Raw genomic sequence first — 15,749 nt, forward strand, 5'->3', positions numbered from 1 at the left:
GCTGCGGCACCAAAATGTGTGGCGGCGTCAGAAGCCTTAGAACTTCTCTTTGCCGGACAGGTAGCGCCATTGCCCCACGGGCACTTTGCCGATGGACACGCCGCCGATGCGGATGCGACGGATGGCCACGACCTTCAGGCCGACGGCCTGGCAGAACAGGGCGAGTACGCCCGGTTGCGGGTTCTTCATGGCGAAGCGCAGGCGGTTTTCGTTCTGCCAGCTGGCCTTGACCGGCGGCAGTTCCTTGCCCTTGTAGGTCAGGCCGTGTTGCAAGCGGTTAAGGCCATGCTCAACCATGTCGCCTTCGACCTCGACCACGTATTCCTGCTCGATCTTGTTGGAGTCGGCCGTGAGCTTGCGCAGGATCTTCCAGTCCTGGGTGAACACCAGCAAACCGCTGGCATTGGCCTGCAGGTCGGTGCTGGCGGTCAGGCGCTGGAAGTGGCCCTTGAGCGGACGTTTGCCGTAGCGGTGCTCTTCGCTCAGGGTTTCGGCGCTGATGGTCGCCATGGCGGTATCCGCGTCCATGCCGGCGGGCACATTGAACAGGATGGTTACCGGCTCTGGCGCCGTGGCCTTGGCCTCTGGATCGAGCTCGACTTTTTGGCTGCCGACCTTGAACTGCGGCTCGTCGACGACTTCGCCGTCGACGGTGACCCAGCCGCCCTCGATGAACAGCTCAGCCTCCCGACGGGAACAGCCGACGAGTTCGATGAGGCGTTTGGAGAGTCGAATCGGGTCAGTCATGACAGGGCCGTAACAAAAAAGGGGTGGGCATTGTACCTGCCTGGCGCCGGTTAATCCCGGAACCATTTTGCCGCAGGGGCTTTTTGTGGGAGCGAGCCTGCTCGCGAAATGGCCATCAGGCTCAACATCAAGGTTGACTGATAAATCGCTTTCGCGAGCAGGCTCGCTCCCACAGTGGTTTCATGGTGTATCAGCCATTACGCGTCAATTGCTGAGCCTGACGCAAACGCATGTGCAATAGCGGATACGGCTGCCCCATCCCATCGACCTCCGAACGACCGACCACCTCAAACCCCTGTTTGAAGTAAAACCCCAGGGCTTGCGGATTCTGTTCGTTGACGTCCAGTTCATCGGCGTTGAGATTTTCCATGGCATAGCGCAGTAACCGTTTGCCAAGGCCCTGGCCGCGATGCGCAGGGTCGATGAAGAGCATCTCGATCTTGCCCGCCGCGACACCGGCGAATCCGGTGATGCGCTGCTGCGGGTCTTTGGTGCAGATCAGCATCACCGCGTCGAGATAGCGGGTCAGCACCAGGTTCTTCAACAGTTCGATATAGCTGTCCGGCAGAAAATCGTGGGTGGCGCGGACCGAGGCCTCCCAGACCCTGGTCAATTCTTCGTAGTCGCTTTGTTTCGGTGTGTGAATGACCGAATGTTGGCGCATGCCAGCCTGCCCCTTGGGTTATTGGAGATGAGAATCCGTTCCTAACCAAACGATAGCCGTAAAAAAGCCCCGCATCTCGTCAAGAGAGCGGGGCTTTTCATATTTTTTGCGATTAGATCTGTTCAGCCCACAGGTCGTATTCGTCGGCGTCGGTCACTTTGCACCAGACTTTGTCGCCCGGTTTCAAGTTGCTGCCGTTGTCGATGAACACGTTGCCGTCGATTTCCGGGGCATCGAAGAAGCAGCGGCCGACCGCGCCTTGCTCGTCGACTTCATCGACCAGCACTTCGATCTCACGGCCAACGCGCAATTGCAGGCGCGCCGAGCTGATGGCCTGCTGGTGCGCCATGAAGCGCTCCCAACGGTCCTGCTTGACGTCGTCCGGCACGACTTCCAGATCCAGATCATTGGCAGGTGCGCCTTCAACCGGCGAGTACTGGAAGCAGCCGACGCGGTCGAGCTGGGCTTCGGTCAGCCAGTTCAACAGGTACTGGAAGTCTTCTTCGGTCTCGCCGGGGAAGCCGACGATGAAAGTCGAACGGATGATCAGGTCCGGGCAGATTTCGCGCCAGTTCTTGATCCGCGCCAGGGTCTTGTCTTCGAACGCCGGGCGTTTCATCGACTTCAGCACTTTCGGGCTGGCGTGCTGGAACGGGATGTCCAGGTACGGCAGGATCTTGCCGGCGGCCATCAGCGGGATCAGCTCGTCAACGTGCGGGTACGGGTAGACGTAGTGCAGGCGCACCCAGACACCGAGGGTGCTCAGGGCTTCGCAGAGCTCGGTCATGCGGGTTTTCACCGGCGCGCCGTTCCAGAAACCGGTGCGGTATTTCACGTCGACGCCATAGGCGCTGGTGTCCTGGGAGATTACCAGCAGTTCCTTGACGCCGGACTTGACCAGGCGCTGGGCCTCGTCGAGAACGTCACCGACCGGACGGCTGACCAGCTTGCCGCGCATCGACGGGATGATGCAGAAGCTGCAGCTGTGGTTGCAGCCTTCGGAAATCTTCAGGTAGGCATAGTGGCGCGGGGTCAGTTTGATCCCTTGTGGCGGCACCAGGTCGATCAGCGGGTTGTGGTCCTGGCGTGGCGGCACGACTGCGTGCACGGCGTTGACCACTTGCTCGTACTGCTGCGGACCGGTAACGGCCAGCACGCTCGGATGAACGTTGCGGATGTTGCCTTCTTCGACGCCCATGCAGCCGGTCACGATGACCTTGCCGTTTTCCTTGATGGCTTCGCCGATCACTTCCAGCGATTCAGCCTTGGCCGAATCGATGAAACCGCAGGTGTTGACCACCACGACGTCGGCGTCCTGGTAGGTGGACACAACGTCGTAACCTTCCATGCGCAGCTGGGTAAGGATGCGCTCGGAGTCGACCAGTGCTTTGGGGCAACCCAGGGATACGAAGCCAACCTTTGGATTGGCCGGCGCAGGAGTGGTGGACATGTCTAACCTCGGTATTTGTGACGCCTCCAGCCGCAAACGGGCAAGGCGACAAACGGACGCTTTTTTGCGTCTCTGATCAAAAAGTGCGCAATTCTAGCGATGAGACGCTCACTTGACCAGCTTTATGCAGGGAAATACGACGAGTGCTGCGCTATGCTTCGCGCCGATGGGCTTTACCGATTTTTTACAGTCAACAAAACGTCTGTAACAGCAAGTAAAACAGCGCATGCTGCATGACAAAGCATAGTGCTTCTTCATAGAAGCCCGGGTCTGGGTAGTAGGAGTGGTGGATGGGTCAGGCAAGTAGTCAGGCTGAGGGTGCCAGTCATTCGGCGGCCAAGCCGATCGGCATGCTGGTCGCGGCGGTCGGGGTGGTTTACGGCGATATCGGCACGAGCCCGCTGTACACCCTCAAAGAAGTGTTCTCCGGCGGCTATGGAGTACCGGTCAACCATGACGGCGTGCTGGGTATTCTGGCACTGATCTTCTGGTCGCTGATCTGGGTCGTGTCGATCAAGTACATGATGTTTGTCCTGCGCGCCGACAACCAGGGCGAAGGCGGGATCATGGCCTTGACCGCGCTGGCTCGGCGGGCGGCGGCAGGGCATGCGAAATTGCGCACGCTGCTGGTGGTCTGCGGACTGATCGGTGCAGCGCTGTTTTATGGTGACAGCATGATCACCCCGGCGATTTCCGTACTGTCGGCCATTGAAGGCCTGGGGCTGGCATTCGACGGCATCGACCATTGGGTAGTGCCGCTGTCGGTGATCGTGCTGGTGGCGTTGTTCCTGATTCAACGTCACGGCACCGCGCGAATCGGCATTCTGTTCGGGCCGATCATGGTCACCTGGTTTGTAGTGCTGGGGGCATTGGGTGTCTATGGGATCATCCAGCACCCAGAAGTGTTGCAGGCGATGAACCCGGCGTGGGGCGTACGTTTCTTCGTCGTGCACCCGGGCATGGGCGTGGCGATCCTTGGCGCGGTAGTGCTGGCACTGACCGGTGCCGAAGCGCTGTATGCCGACATGGGCCATTTCGGCCGCAAGCCGATTGCCCGTGCCTGGTTCATCCTGGTGCTGCCGGCGCTGGTGCTCAATTACTTCGGCCAGGGGGCGCTGCTGCTGGGCGATCCGGAAGCCGCGCGCAACCCGTTTTATCTGCTGGCGCCGAACTGGGCATTGATTCCGTTGGTCGGACTTTCGACCCTGGCCACGGTGATTGCCTCCCAGGCGGTGATTTCCGGCGCGTTCTCCCTGACCCGTCAGGCGATCCAGCTCGGGTACATTCCGCGCATGCATATTCAGCACACTTCCAGTGCAGAGCAAGGCCAGATCTACATTGGGGCGGTGAACTGGGCGTTGATGGTCGGCGTCATTCTGCTGGTGATCGGTTTCGAATCCTCCGGTGCCCTGGCTTCGGCTTATGGTGTGGCTGTGACTGGCACGATGCTGATGACCACCATTCTTGTGTCGGCAGTGATCTTGCTGTTGTGGAAGTGGCCACCCATCTTGGCGGTACCGTTGTTGCTCGGCTTCCTGTTGGTCGATGGTCTGTATTTCGCCGCCAACGTGCCGAAAATCGTTCAAGGCGGGGCATTTCCGGTAATTGCCGGTTTCGCGCTGTTTGTGTTGATGACCACCTGGAAACGCGGCAAGCAGTTGCTGGTGGAGCGTATCGACGAGGGTGGCCTGCCGCTGGAGATTTTCATCAGCAGCATCGCCGTGCAACCGCCGCATCGCGTGCAGGGCACGGCAGTGTTCCTCACCGCGCGACCGGACGCCGTGCCCCACGCGCTGTTGCACAACCTGCTGCATAACCAGGTGTTGCACGAGCAGGTGGTGCTGCTGACGGTGGTCTATGAAGACATCCCGCGAGTGCCGTCGAGCCGGCGCTTCGAGGTCGAATCCTACGGCGAAGGCTTCTTCCGGGTGATCCTGCATTTCGGTTTCACCGACGAGCCGGACGTACCGAAGGCGCTGAAACTGTGTCATCTCGATGAGCTGGACTTCAGCCCGATGCGCACCACCTACTTCCTCAGCCGCGAGACAGTCATCGCCTCCAAGCTCGAAGGCATGGCCCGTTGGCGCGAGGCGTTGTTCGCGTTCATGTTGCAGAACGCCAACGGCAATTTGCGCTTCTTCAATCTGCCGCTGAATCGGGTGATTGAACTGGGGACGCAGGTGGAGATGTGACCCCTCCTGTAGGAGCGAGCCTGCTCGCGAAAAACCTGAGTGCACCGCGGGCGTTCAGACAGCCAGCGTTATCGTTGACGACCATCGCGAGCATGCTCGCTCCTACAGGGGGTTGTGGTGTTGAATGAAAAAGCCCCCGGAGCCTTGCGGCAGCGGGGGCTTTTTTGTGAGGCTCAGATCATTCCTGAGCTTCAGTTTCCTGCACTTGCCGCTTCTGGATCACATCCACCAACCGCTGTGCCAGGGCCGGGTAGTTCTCGTCGAAGTGGTGACCGCCAGGCAACTTGATGGCTTCGCCCACCGCGCTCTTGTCGGTGCAGCCGCTTTCGTCGACTTCTTCTTCACCGTAGATGCACACCACTTTCGCGGCGGGCAGCTTGGCCATTTCCGGGCCGGTGGCGGCTTCTTTGCCAGCGTTGCCGAGCCAGCCTTCGACTTCAATTTCGAAGCTGCCGGTGCGGGCGAAGGCCAGCAGGATAATGGCGTCGACGCGCTGCTGCTCGGACTCTGCCAGGCGGTTGTAGATCGCTGGCAGCACATCGGCGCCGAACGAGTAGCCGGTCAGGATGAAGCGCTTGGTGCCCCATTTCTGCCGGTAATGCTGCATCAGCTCGGCGAGGTCCAGGGCGCTTTGCTCGGGGCTCTTGTGCTGCCAGTAGTAACGCAGGGTGTCGATGCCGACCACCGGGTAGCCGATCTTGGCCATCTCGCCTGCCACGTCGCGGTCGAGGTCGCGCCAGCCGCCATCACCCGACAGGAACAGGGTCACCGTATCCCTGGCCTGGCCGGCGGGTACTTCAACCACTGGAATCTGCAAGCCGCCGGCGTCCTTGTCGCCACCGACCAGCAGTTTGCGCAGTTCGTTGTTCAGCACTTGTGGCAGGTTGATGTCGTAGTCGCTGATGCTGGTTTCGGCGTTGGGCTGGTCACGCACGAAGCCGGCGCTGGTGTCGTCCGGGTTGTCGTTCCACGCCACCAGCCAGTGGCCGTGGGCGGAGCTTTTCGGCAGCAGGTGGGTGCAGCCGGGTTTTTCCAGAGCCAGGTCCACTGAAACGGCCTGGGCCTTGTCGTTCTTCTGTTCGGACAGCCAGCGCCAGGCCAGCACTGCGCCCGGGCCGATGCCGCTGACCAAAGTGGCCGGGCCTTTCAGTTCCCGCAGGCCCGACTGCAAGGCGCGGCTTTGCAGCAGGCAGTCCTTGGGCAGGATCACTTGGACAATCTGCGCCGAGCCGCTACGGCTCAGGGTCAGCAATTGTTTGTCGCTGAGTTTCTGTTCTTCATTGACCGCCACTAGCACCTGGGCCTTTGGCGTGGTGCCGGGGATAACGCGGGTCATCGCCGCGCCATCGGTTGGGGTCAGCAGATCGAGGGTCGGTTCCGGTGCCGGGCGTTTGAGGTACCAATAGCCACCACCGAGAATCAGGGCAACCACTACCAGGGTGCCCAGGACATAGCGCAGGGAGCGTTGAATCATCAGCGTTTCACCAATCCAGTCAAGCCGCCCGCGATCAGGGCGGCAGTGTCGGCCAAGGCAACCAGCGGATCGAGTCCGGCGGGCACGGCCATATAACGGGGTTCCCAGTCAGGCTGGAACTTGTCTTTGAAGCGGCGCAAGCCTTGGAAGTTGTAGAGCTGCTCACCACGGCGGAATACCATCGAGCCCAGGCGCTGGGTCAAGGGTGCACCGCGACGGGGTTGCAGCCCCGACAACGGCACCATGCCCAGGCTGAAGCGCGCGTATCCGTGACTCTTATAATGTTGGATCAGGCCGACCATCATGAACTCCATGGTCAGCTTGGAGGCCTCGGGGTGCGCACGCATCAGGTCGAGACTGGCCAGGTCATGGCCGTAGGTCTCGAGCAGGTTGGCGAACGCTACCGGGCGTCCTTCGAAACGGATCACTGCAATGCGGAAGTGCTTGAGGTAATCGTCGCTGAAGCGGCCGAGGGAGAAGCCTTTCTCGCGCACGTTCTTACCGGTCAGCCAGGCATCGGAAATCACCTTGAGCTCATCCATTGGCGCCTGGCCCGGCTCATGGATTTCCAGCGACAGGCCATCGCGGGTGCCACGGTTCCAGGTGTAGCGCAGGTCCTTCATCTCCTTGCCCTTGGCCTCGAGGTCAAAGCGCTTGAGGTCGACCCTGGCTTCTTCGCCCAGCTTGATCGCGGTCAGGCCGATGTCCATGTAGTACGGCAGGTTCTCGGCGCGCACTTGATAGAACACGGGGCGGGCGTGATGGATGTCGCACAGGTCGCGAAACTGCCAGATCATTTCCGCCCGTTGCTGGCCCGGACCGATCGGGTCATACAGCGCCACGAGGCTGCGGCCGCGGCGGGCGTACATCAGGAACGCCTCATCGTTGGGGTGGAACAGTAGCGCCTTGTCGCCGGTCAGGGCCAGGCCGCCATCCGGTTGGGCAGACGCCATGAGGATCTTGCTCGCGCGCTCCAGCTCATCGGCTGTCGGCAGGTGGATGACCGGGCGAGCGGTGCGTAGCAACCATGTCAGGGACACCACCACCAGCAGGACCGCCGCGCCGAGCAGCGAGCGCAAGCCACGCGGGGCATCGGCATCGAGGGTGAACTGCCACCAGAGTTGGTGGCTGTACGGCACATCCTGGTAAGCGAACAACAGCAGCCACATCGAGGCGCCGAGTACGCACAGGCTGGCCACCAGATACAGGGGCGAGAACGGCAGCTCGGTCAGGCGGCTGGGGCGATAGAACGAACTCCGGAAAACCCCCAGCAGGCTCGCCGTCAGCACCATCAGAGTGGCTTCTTCCCAGTCGAAACCCTTGAGCAGGGAGAGCAGGGCGCCGACCAGCAGCAGAATGGTGGTCAGCATCCAGGCGGCCGACAGTCGACGACGCAGGCCTTGGGCCAGCAACAGGCACAACACGCCGATCAGGCTGGCGCCAAAGTGCGAGGCGTCGACCAGGCGGTGCGGGATCAGAAAGCCGATATGTTCAAGGCGCGTATCGATTTCCGGGGTCGCGCCGGAAAACAGCAATACCACGCCGGACAGGAACACCAGCACCGCCAATATAGGCGCGGCCAGGCCGGAGGCGGCACGCAGGGTCTGGCGCGTCTGAAACAAGCGCTGACCTTCGCTGATCAGCAGGAACAGGCAGGCCACCAGCATCGGCAGCACCACATAGATCAAGCGATAGAGCAGCAGGGCGGCGGCCAGTGGTGCCGCGCCCAGTTTGTCGGAGAAGGCCGCGAGCAGGATCGCCTCGAACACGCCGACCCCACCCGGCACATGGCTGAGCACGCCAGCGGCCAGTGCCAGCAGATAAACCAGAAGAAACGCGCCGAACGGCGGTGCTTCCGGCAACAACAAATAGAGCACGGTGGCGGCGGCGGCCACATCCAGCGCGGTAATGATCAGTTGCAGAAAGGTCAGGCGGCGCCCAGGCAGGCGCAAGGTGCGGCGGCCGATCTTGACCAGCAGGTTGTCGGCGAAGGGTTGTTCCGGCAGGCGACGGCGGTAGATGCCGATGGCCAGTACCGCAAACAGCAACAACACAGCTGTCGCGATGCTGCCCAGCAAGACTTGCGAAAGCCCCAGGGCGGCGGAGGCGTCGGGCAGGTCGCTGAGTGTCGCCAGCGCGGCGAGCGGTGGCAGGGCGCAGCCGAGCGAGAGGCTGGCGAACAGCGTCATGCGCGCGACTTCAGTGGCCCCCAGGCCATGGCGGGCATACAGGCGGTAGCGAACCGAGCCGCCGGACAGCATCGAAAGACCAATGGCATTGCCGATGGCGAAGGCGGTAAAGCCGCCCAGTGCCAGGGTTCGCGGTGCCAGGCTCACGCCAGCGTAGCGGCTGGCCGACCATTCGTAACCCAGCAAAATGATGAAGCCTGCGACGGTAGCGCCCAGCGCACCCAGCAGTGCCGGTTGCGGTACGTCGAGGATCGAGTCGTGCAAAGCGTCCAGGTCGAGTTCGCTCAACAAGTGACGGCAGGCAATTAGCGCAATGGTGAACAGCAACAGGGTGACCACCAGACCAATGGGTTGGCGGTACTTGCTGATTAGATCAAGCAAGCGCAACCGTTGCGCCTTGATCGGTTGTGTCGCTGTGACGGTGTCTTGTGGATCAGACGAGTTGGCGCGCATCAATCACCTCTTGGATTGTGCGCGACAGGATGGGGGTATCCAGCCAAGTTACCAATCCCTGTAGAAAAAAATAATCACGAATATTAACGCCTGGCACCGAGCCCCGGTGACAGTTCGTCTTCAGTCGTAGAGAGTGCAATGTGCGATTGAGCATAGTCGGAACTCAGCGCATCGGTGACCCCGCAAGGCTCACCACACAGTGACAGATCATTGTTGCGAAAGGACTTTTTCTACAGATACAAAAAAGGCCACTCTTTCGAGTAGCCTTTTTTGATGTTTGGTTGCGGGAGCCGGATTTGAACCGACGACCTTCGGGTTATGAGCCCGACGAGCTACCAGACTGCTCCATCCCGCGTCTGTGTGGCGGCATTCTATAGAGAATCGCCGGGGTGTCAACCGTTAATCCCGAACTGGGTCAAATAAATGTGAGAAATCGCAAAACAGTGGGAGGAGGGGCATAAGTTTCGGAATCACAACGATTTCTCATTGCGGCGTGCTGCTGGTCAATCGAGGAGTGGGCATGCTGATGACAAAACTGACGCGCACAAAAAAGGCCACTCTTTCGAGTAGCCTTTTTTGATGTTTGGTTGCGGGAGCCGGATTTGAACCGACGACCTTCGGGTTATGAGCCCGACGAGCTACCAGACTGCTCCATCCCGCGTCTGTGTTGGCAATTCTATAGAAATACGCGGGGGTGTCAACCTGCAATTTTGATAAAACCTGTTCCGGTTCAATCGCTTAGCTGCAAATTGCGCCACTCGGGTGGCCTGAGAGGCAGGTACGGCAAGGCCTGCGGCTCTATTGGAGAGAACTTTTCGATTGAGAAAATAAATTTACCGCAGGTTCGTACCAGTGAAAAAGATCAATCAAGGTACTGGTGCTATATACAGTTGTCAGTGAGATACTGTTTTTCCTACATCGCGTGACGCTATTTCTACACCATGAACACCGCGTTGAAATGACCCAGCGAAAAATCATCCACGTCGATTGTGATTGTTTCTACGCCGCCATCGAGATGCGGGACGACCCGCGCCTGGCTGGAAAACCCCTGGCGGTAGGCGGGTCGGCGGACCGACGCGGGGTGATCGCCACCTGCAATTATGAAGCCCGGGCCTATGGCGTGCGCTCAGCCATGTCCTCGGGGCACGCATTAAAGCTGTGCCCGGACCTGACGATCGTCAAGCCGCGCATGGAAGCCTATAGAGAGGCGTCCAGGGAAATTCACACGATCTTTCGCGATTACACCGAGATCATCGAGCCGCTTTCCCTGGATGAGGCTTACCTTGATGTGTCGGACTGTGCGCATTTTGGCGGCAGTGCGACGCGAATTGCTCAGGACATTCGCCGGCGCGTCTCCAATCAACTGCATATCACCGTCTCCGCCGGGGTGGCACCCAACAAGTTCCTGGCCAAGGTTGCCAGCGACTGGAAAAAACCCAACGGGTTGTTTGTCATCCCCCCGGATCAGGTCGAGGCGTTTGTCAGTGGCTTGCCGGTGAGCAAGCTGCACGGGGTCGGTAAAGTCACCGCCGACAGGCTGGGCAAGCTTGGCATCGTCGACTGCTCACAGCTGCGTGAGTGGAACAAGTTGGCGCTGGTGCGCGAATTCGGCAGTTTTGGCGAGCGACTCTGGAGCCTGGCCCGTGGGATCGATGACCGCCTGGTGCATAACGACAGTCGCCGCCAGTCCATCAGTGTCGAAAATACCTACGACGTCGACTTGCCGGACCTGCGCAGTTGCCTGGACAAGTTGCCGGAACTGCTGGAAACCCTCGCATCGCGCATGGCGCGAATCGACAGCAGCTATCGGCCGGGCAAACCCTTCGTCAAAGTGAAGTTCCATGATTTCACCCAGACCACGCTGGAGCAGGCGGGTGCGGGGCGGGATCTGGGCAGTTATCAGTTGTTGCTGACACAGGCGTTCAACCGTGGCGGTAAACCGGTGCGGTTGTTGGGCGTGGGGGTGAGGCTGGAGGATTTGCGGGGTGGGTTTGAGCAGATGGAGTTGTTTGAGCGGTAAGGGGTAAATTTTGATTCTGTAGTGAATGTCAGGCTGTCTTCGCGAGCAGGCTCGCTCCCACAATGCATCTGCTCAGATCGGTGATCGCCGCAAATTCCCTGTGGGAGCGAGCCTGCTCGCGAAGCTTTGCTTTTAGTTGGGTCCCGGATCCGCCACCAGTCGCCCGGCATCCTTGGTCAAGGACTTTAGGAATTCGGTCTGCAGCTCCGGGTCGTTGCGAGTCAGTTCGATCAGACTCTGTTCCAGCTCGGTGGCTTCTTCTTCCAGGCCCAGTTCCGACAGGCGCTTGACCCGGTGAACCCACTGGCTCACTTCGTCGTCTTCAAGATCGTCGTAAATCAACCCATGGGCTTCGAGCAACTTGCCGCGCAAAGTGCTGCTCAGTGCCAGCGACGAATCGCTGTGCACATCGTCCTTGGCGTCCTGGACGTTGATCTGCAGCTTGCTCAGGTGATTGAGGTCATGTTCGGCGAACGGGCTGTCCAACAGATTCAGGCGCAAGACGCCGTTCTTGTCGGTGCTCAGCTCGAAGGTTTCCTTGCCGGCCTTGACTTCCACCGGGCGCTCGCTCCAGGGCAGGCTCGAGTACTCCGTGCGCTTGTCGAGCTGGACTTCGTCGATGCCGGCCAGGTTCTGCTGTGCGCGTCCATGGGACTGCACGTTCATGAACGGGTTGAGCCCGGCGAAGCCGTAGCTGAACCAGTCCCTGGTCATGCTGTCTGGCAGATTGCCCAAGGCAAACACGTTGGCCACATTGGCGCCGACCCCGGCCACCACCGCGACCGCACCCAGCGGGATCTCGTAGACCTCCCGCCAGGGTTGGTACGGCGTGTAGCGATCGTAATGGCGGGTGACCTCGAACTCGGTGACTTCGAAAGTCTTCTGCTCGTGGATTTTCACCCGGCGTTGAGGCAGCTCAAGCACCTTGGGCTCACCCACATCGATCTGAAGGCTGTGATCAAGCAGTTTGCGCTCGATACGTTCCTCGTGCTCGCTGCGTTGTGACATGTGATTGGCACAGCCGCTGACCAGCAGGGTGCCGCACAGGGCGGCACCACCGAGGCCTAAGGTGTTTCGCTTGAACATGACGTCTCTATCTGGTTTCAGCGGCGGATACGGGCCTGAAGGAAAGGCAGCACATCGGCGACCGGCAGCGCTTGCGGCTCGGCCTCGGAACGGCTCTTGTATTCCAGGTTGCCTTCGGCAAGGCCGCGGTCACTGACCACGATCCGGTGAGGAATGCCGATCAGCTCCATGTCCGCGAACTTGATGCCCGGGCTGGTTTTCTTGTCGCGGTCGTCCAGCAGCACTTCAAAGCCTGCAGCAGTCAGTTCTGCATACAGCTTGTCGGTGGCTTCGCGAACCAGTTCGGTTTCGTAGCGCAGTGGCACCAGGGCAACCTGGAAGGGCGCCAGGGTGTCGCTCCAGATGATGCCTTTGTCGTCGTTGTTCTGCTCGATGGCGGCCGCAACCACACGGGAGACGCCGATGCCGTAGCAGCCCATTTCCAGGGTGACCGGCTTGCCGTTCTCGCCTAGCACTTCGCACTTCATCGCCTTGCTGTACTTGTTGCCCAGCTGGAAGATGTGCCCGACTTCGATGCCGCGCTTGATTTCCAGGGTGCCCTTGCCATCCGGGCTTGGGTCGCCGCTGACAACGTTGCGCAGGTCGGCCACGGTCGGCACCGGCAGGTCGCGTTCCCAGTTCACGCCGAAGTAGTGCTTGTCATCGAGGTTTGCACCGATGCCGAAGTCGCTCATCAGTTCGACGGAGCGGTCGATGATGATTGGCAGGGGCAGGTTCAACGGGCCCAGGGAGCCGGCGCCGGCGCCAATGGCGTCACGCAGTTCGGCATCGCTGGCCATGACCAGCGGACTGGCCACGCCTGGCTGGTTCGCAGCCTTGATCTCGTTGAGTTCGTGGTCGCCACGGATGATCAGGGCAATCAACTTGCCTTCTTCCTCGGCGCGAACGATCAGGGTCTTGATGGTCTTTTCAATCGGCAGATTGAATTTTTCCACCAGCGCGGCGATGGTCTTGGTATCTGGCGTGTCGACCAGGCGTAGCTCTTCTGCCGGTGCCGGGCGCGAGGTTTCGCGTGGCACGGCTTCGGCCTTCTCGATGTTCGCCGCGTAGTCGGAACCGTTGCTGAAAACGATATCGTCTTCGCCGGACTCGGCCAGTACGTGGAACTCGTGGGAGCCGGCGCCGCCGATGGAGCCGTTGTCGGCTTCAACCGGGCGGAACTTCAGACCCAGTCGAGTGAACACGTTGCAGTACGCCTGGTGCATGCGGTCGTACGTGACCTGCAGCGATGGCTGGTCAGCGTGGAACGAGTAGGCGTCCTTCATGATGAATTCGCGGCCGCGCATCAAACCGAAGCGTGGACGGATCTCATCGCGGAATTTGGTCTGGATCTGGTACAGGTTGATCGGCAGCTGCTTGTAGCTGCTCAACTCGTTGCGCATCAGGTCAGTGATGACTTCTTCGTGGGTCGGGCCGGCGCAGAAATCGCGACCGTGGCGATCCTTGAAGCGCAGCAATTCAGGGCCGTACTCTTCCCAGCGCCCGGATTCCTGCCACAACTCAGCCGGTTGAGTGCTCGGCATCAACACTTCGAGCGAGCCGGCGGCGTTCATTTCTTCGCGAACGACGGCTTCGACCTTGCGCATCACTCGCAAGCCCATCGGCAGCCAGGTGTACAGGCCCGAGGCGAGTTTGCGGATCATGCCGGCGCGCAGCATCAGCTGATGGCTGATCACGACCGCGTCGGAAGGCGTTTCTTTCTGTGTGGCAAGCAAAAATTGACTGGTGCGCATGGTTGGCCGTTATCGATTGCTGATGACGAGAAATGACGGAGCATTGTACGGGCGAGTTCCGCTGTCGTACAGGCGTGCGGTCGGTGCGGTGGCAGGAGGACGGGATTGACTCCGTCCTCTGTAGGATTTCTGCAAGTGTTTCCTACGATTCTTCCACGACCCGGGTAGGAGTCGGTTCCGGTGTCGGTGTCGGACCTGCGCGACGGTTCTCCTGGAACCAGTGCAAGGCGATCAGCAGTAGCGTCGGAACACCCAGCAGGGCGGTGATCAGGAAGAAGTTGTGATAACCGAACTTCTCTACCATGACGCCCGAATAACCGCCGATCAGGCGCGGCAGCAAGAGCATGATCGAGCTGAGCAGGGCGTATTGGGTGGCGGAGAATTTGAGGTTGGTCAGGCTTGACAGGTAGGCGACGAATGCCGAGGTCGCCAGGCCTGAACTGAAATTGTCCAGGGAAATGGTGAGGACCAGCATGTTGAGGTTGGCGCCCATGTCGGCGAGCAACAGGAACAATATGTTGGTGCCCGCCGACGCTACGCCGCCAATGAACAGGATCGGCAGGATGCCAAAGCGCACGATCAGCAGGCCGCCCATGCCGGCGCCCACCAGGGTCATGATCAGGCCGAAGATTTTGCTGACGCTGGCGATCTGATCCTTAGTGAAACCCTGGTCGATGTAGAACACGTTGGCCATCACGCCCATCACCGTATCGGACATCCGGTAAGTGGCGATCAGCCCCAGCAGCAGCAGCGCTTGCCAGCGATAACGCAGAATGAAGTCGTTGACTGGCGTCAGCACCGGCGCCAGGCCACGGCGGCCCATGGCCGACAGGCACAGGGCGGTGAGCGTGGTGTAGAGGATGGCGCGCAGGAATGCGCGGTCTTCGAGCAACAGGTCGAGCAGGCTCTCGCCTTCGAACAGCACGCTGGCGAAGTCGGTGTTGTATAGCTGGGTAAACATGGCCGGCACGGACACCAGCAGCACGATCAGGACAAACACCGAGGCCAGTTGATGCACGAAGCTGTAGCGCCCGGCCTGTAGTTGCGTGCGCAGAGGCACCGCAGGTTCACGCATGAAGAACGAGGTGAGCAGCGCTGGAACCATCAGGGCGCCGAACAGCAGGTAAGTGCCGGCCCATGCCGAGTGCTTGTAGTTGAAACCCGTGGAGCCGAAACCCTCGGCGAAGAACAGGGCGCCGGCTGTGGCCAGCAGTGCTGCTATGCGATAGCCGGACATGTAGCTGGCGGCCAGCGCCGCCTGGCGACTGTCATCTGCGATTTCCAGGCGGTAGGCGTCCACTGCAATGTCTTGCGTCGCCGAGGCGAAGGCGACGACCACCGCGATGGCGATCAGCCAGGACAAATGCTTTTGCGGGTCACAAAAGCCCATCCCGACCAAGCCAAGGATCACCAGCGCTTGCGACAACACCAGCCAGGAACGTCGTCGGCCGAGTTTGCCGAGCAACGGCAGGCGCCATTGGTCGAGCAGGGGGGACCAGACCCATTTGAAGGCATACGCCAGGCCGATCAGGCTCGCGTAACCAATGGTTTCGCGAGCCACACCGGCTTCACGCAACCAGACTGAAAGCGTCGAAAACACCAGCATGTAGGGCAGGCCGGCGGCGAAACCCAGCAATAACAGTACGAGCGTCGAAGGGCTGGCATAGGCAGCAAGCGCGGCGCGCCAGGTTTTACGGGGCATGGGCTGGAGTCTGCCTCAAGAAATACGGAAACAAAGCGC

10 protein-coding genes, 2 tRNA genes and 1 pseudogene are annotated in these 15,749 nt (G+C 60.4%); 2 read left to right on the plus strand and 11 right to left on the minus strand.

All coding sequences use genetic code 11. The annotated features are described in order from the left end of the window. Positions 1-36 precede the first annotated feature (36 nt). The 3 genes from ACA054_RS05985 to rimO form a co-directional block, all read right to left on the minus strand. Complete coding sequence (locus ACA054_RS05985; RefSeq protein WP_497688585.1) at positions 37-747, minus strand: rRNA pseudouridine synthase; 711 nt, start codon at positions 745-747, stop codon at positions 37-39. Positions 748-937: 190 nt separating this feature from the next. Then, positions 938-1,411: a GNAT family N-acetyltransferase gene (locus tag ACA054_RS05990; protein ID WP_497688586.1), complete on the minus strand. Its 474-nt coding sequence runs from the start codon at positions 1,409-1,411 to the stop codon at positions 938-940. A gap of 112 nt (positions 1,412-1,523) precedes the next feature. After that, a complete protein-coding gene (rimO, locus tag ACA054_RS05995; protein WP_497688587.1) occupies positions 1,524-2,861 on the minus strand; it encodes a 30S ribosomal protein S12 methylthiotransferase RimO in 1,338 nt (445 codons plus the stop codon). 290 nt (positions 2,862-3,151) lie between these two features. Here rimO and ACA054_RS06000 point away from each other — a divergent pair, with 290 nt between their 5' ends. Then, positions 3,152-5,053: a potassium transporter Kup gene (locus tag ACA054_RS06000; RefSeq protein ID WP_497688588.1), complete on the plus strand. Its 1,902-nt coding sequence runs from the start codon at positions 3,152-3,154 to the stop codon at positions 5,051-5,053. A gap of 7 nt (positions 5,054-5,060) precedes the next feature. Here the strand turns inward: ACA054_RS06000 and ACA054_RS06005 are convergent. The 5 genes and pseudogenes from ACA054_RS06005 to ACA054_RS06025 all read right to left on the minus strand — a co-directional run. Beyond that, positions 5,061-5,147: pseudogene (locus ACA054_RS06005) on the minus strand (outer membrane lipoprotein carrier protein LolA); the annotation flags it as partial. Positions 5,148-5,231: 84 nt separating this feature from the next. Beyond that, the gene (locus tag ACA054_RS06010) at positions 5,232-6,527 is read right to left on the minus strand and encodes a virulence factor family protein (protein ID WP_497688589.1); all 1,296 of its coding nucleotides are present in this window, start codon (positions 6,525-6,527) and stop codon (positions 5,232-5,234) included. Beyond that, positions 6,527-9,169 (minus strand): bifunctional lysylphosphatidylglycerol flippase/synthetase MprF, encoded by a 2,643-nt coding sequence (gene mprF, locus ACA054_RS06015; protein ID WP_497688590.1) that lies wholly within the window; start codon positions 9,167-9,169, stop codon positions 6,527-6,529. Before mprF ends, ACA054_RS06010 begins: the two co-directional genes overlap by 1 nt. 278 nt (positions 9,170-9,447) lie before the next feature. Continuing rightward, positions 9,448-9,524 (minus strand) — tRNA-Met (locus tag ACA054_RS06020). Between the two features lie 229 nt (positions 9,525-9,753). Continuing rightward, positions 9,754-9,830: transfer RNA gene (locus ACA054_RS06025), tRNA-Met, on the minus strand. A 297-nt stretch (positions 9,831-10,127) separates the two neighbouring features. Between ACA054_RS06025 and dinB the strand changes: the two genes are divergently transcribed. Beyond that, positions 10,128-11,189, plus strand: coding sequence for a DNA polymerase IV (gene dinB / locus ACA054_RS06030; RefSeq protein ID WP_497688591.1), 1,062 nt, complete (start codon positions 10,128-10,130; stop codon positions 11,187-11,189). 132 nt (positions 11,190-11,321) lie between these two features. Here dinB and ACA054_RS06035 read toward each other — a convergent pair whose 3' ends face one another. The 3 genes from ACA054_RS06035 to ACA054_RS06045 form a co-directional block, all read right to left on the minus strand. Beyond that, positions 11,322-12,275: a hypothetical protein gene (locus tag ACA054_RS06035; protein WP_110748752.1), complete on the minus strand. Its 954-nt coding sequence runs from the start codon at positions 12,273-12,275 to the stop codon at positions 11,322-11,324. 17 nt (positions 12,276-12,292) lie between these two features. Next, on the minus strand, positions 12,293-14,008 hold the full coding sequence (locus ACA054_RS06040; protein WP_497688592.1) for a proline--tRNA ligase: 1,716 nt from the start codon (positions 14,006-14,008) through the stop codon (positions 12,293-12,295). 142 nt (positions 14,009-14,150) lie between these two features. Continuing rightward, complete coding sequence (locus ACA054_RS06045) at positions 14,151-15,710, minus strand: AmpG family muropeptide MFS transporter (protein ID WP_497688593.1); 1,560 nt, start codon at positions 15,708-15,710, stop codon at positions 14,151-14,153. Positions 15,711-15,749 lie beyond the last annotated feature (39 nt).

It is taken from the genome of Pseudomonas sp. LBUM1653 (genome assembly GCF_059716115.1).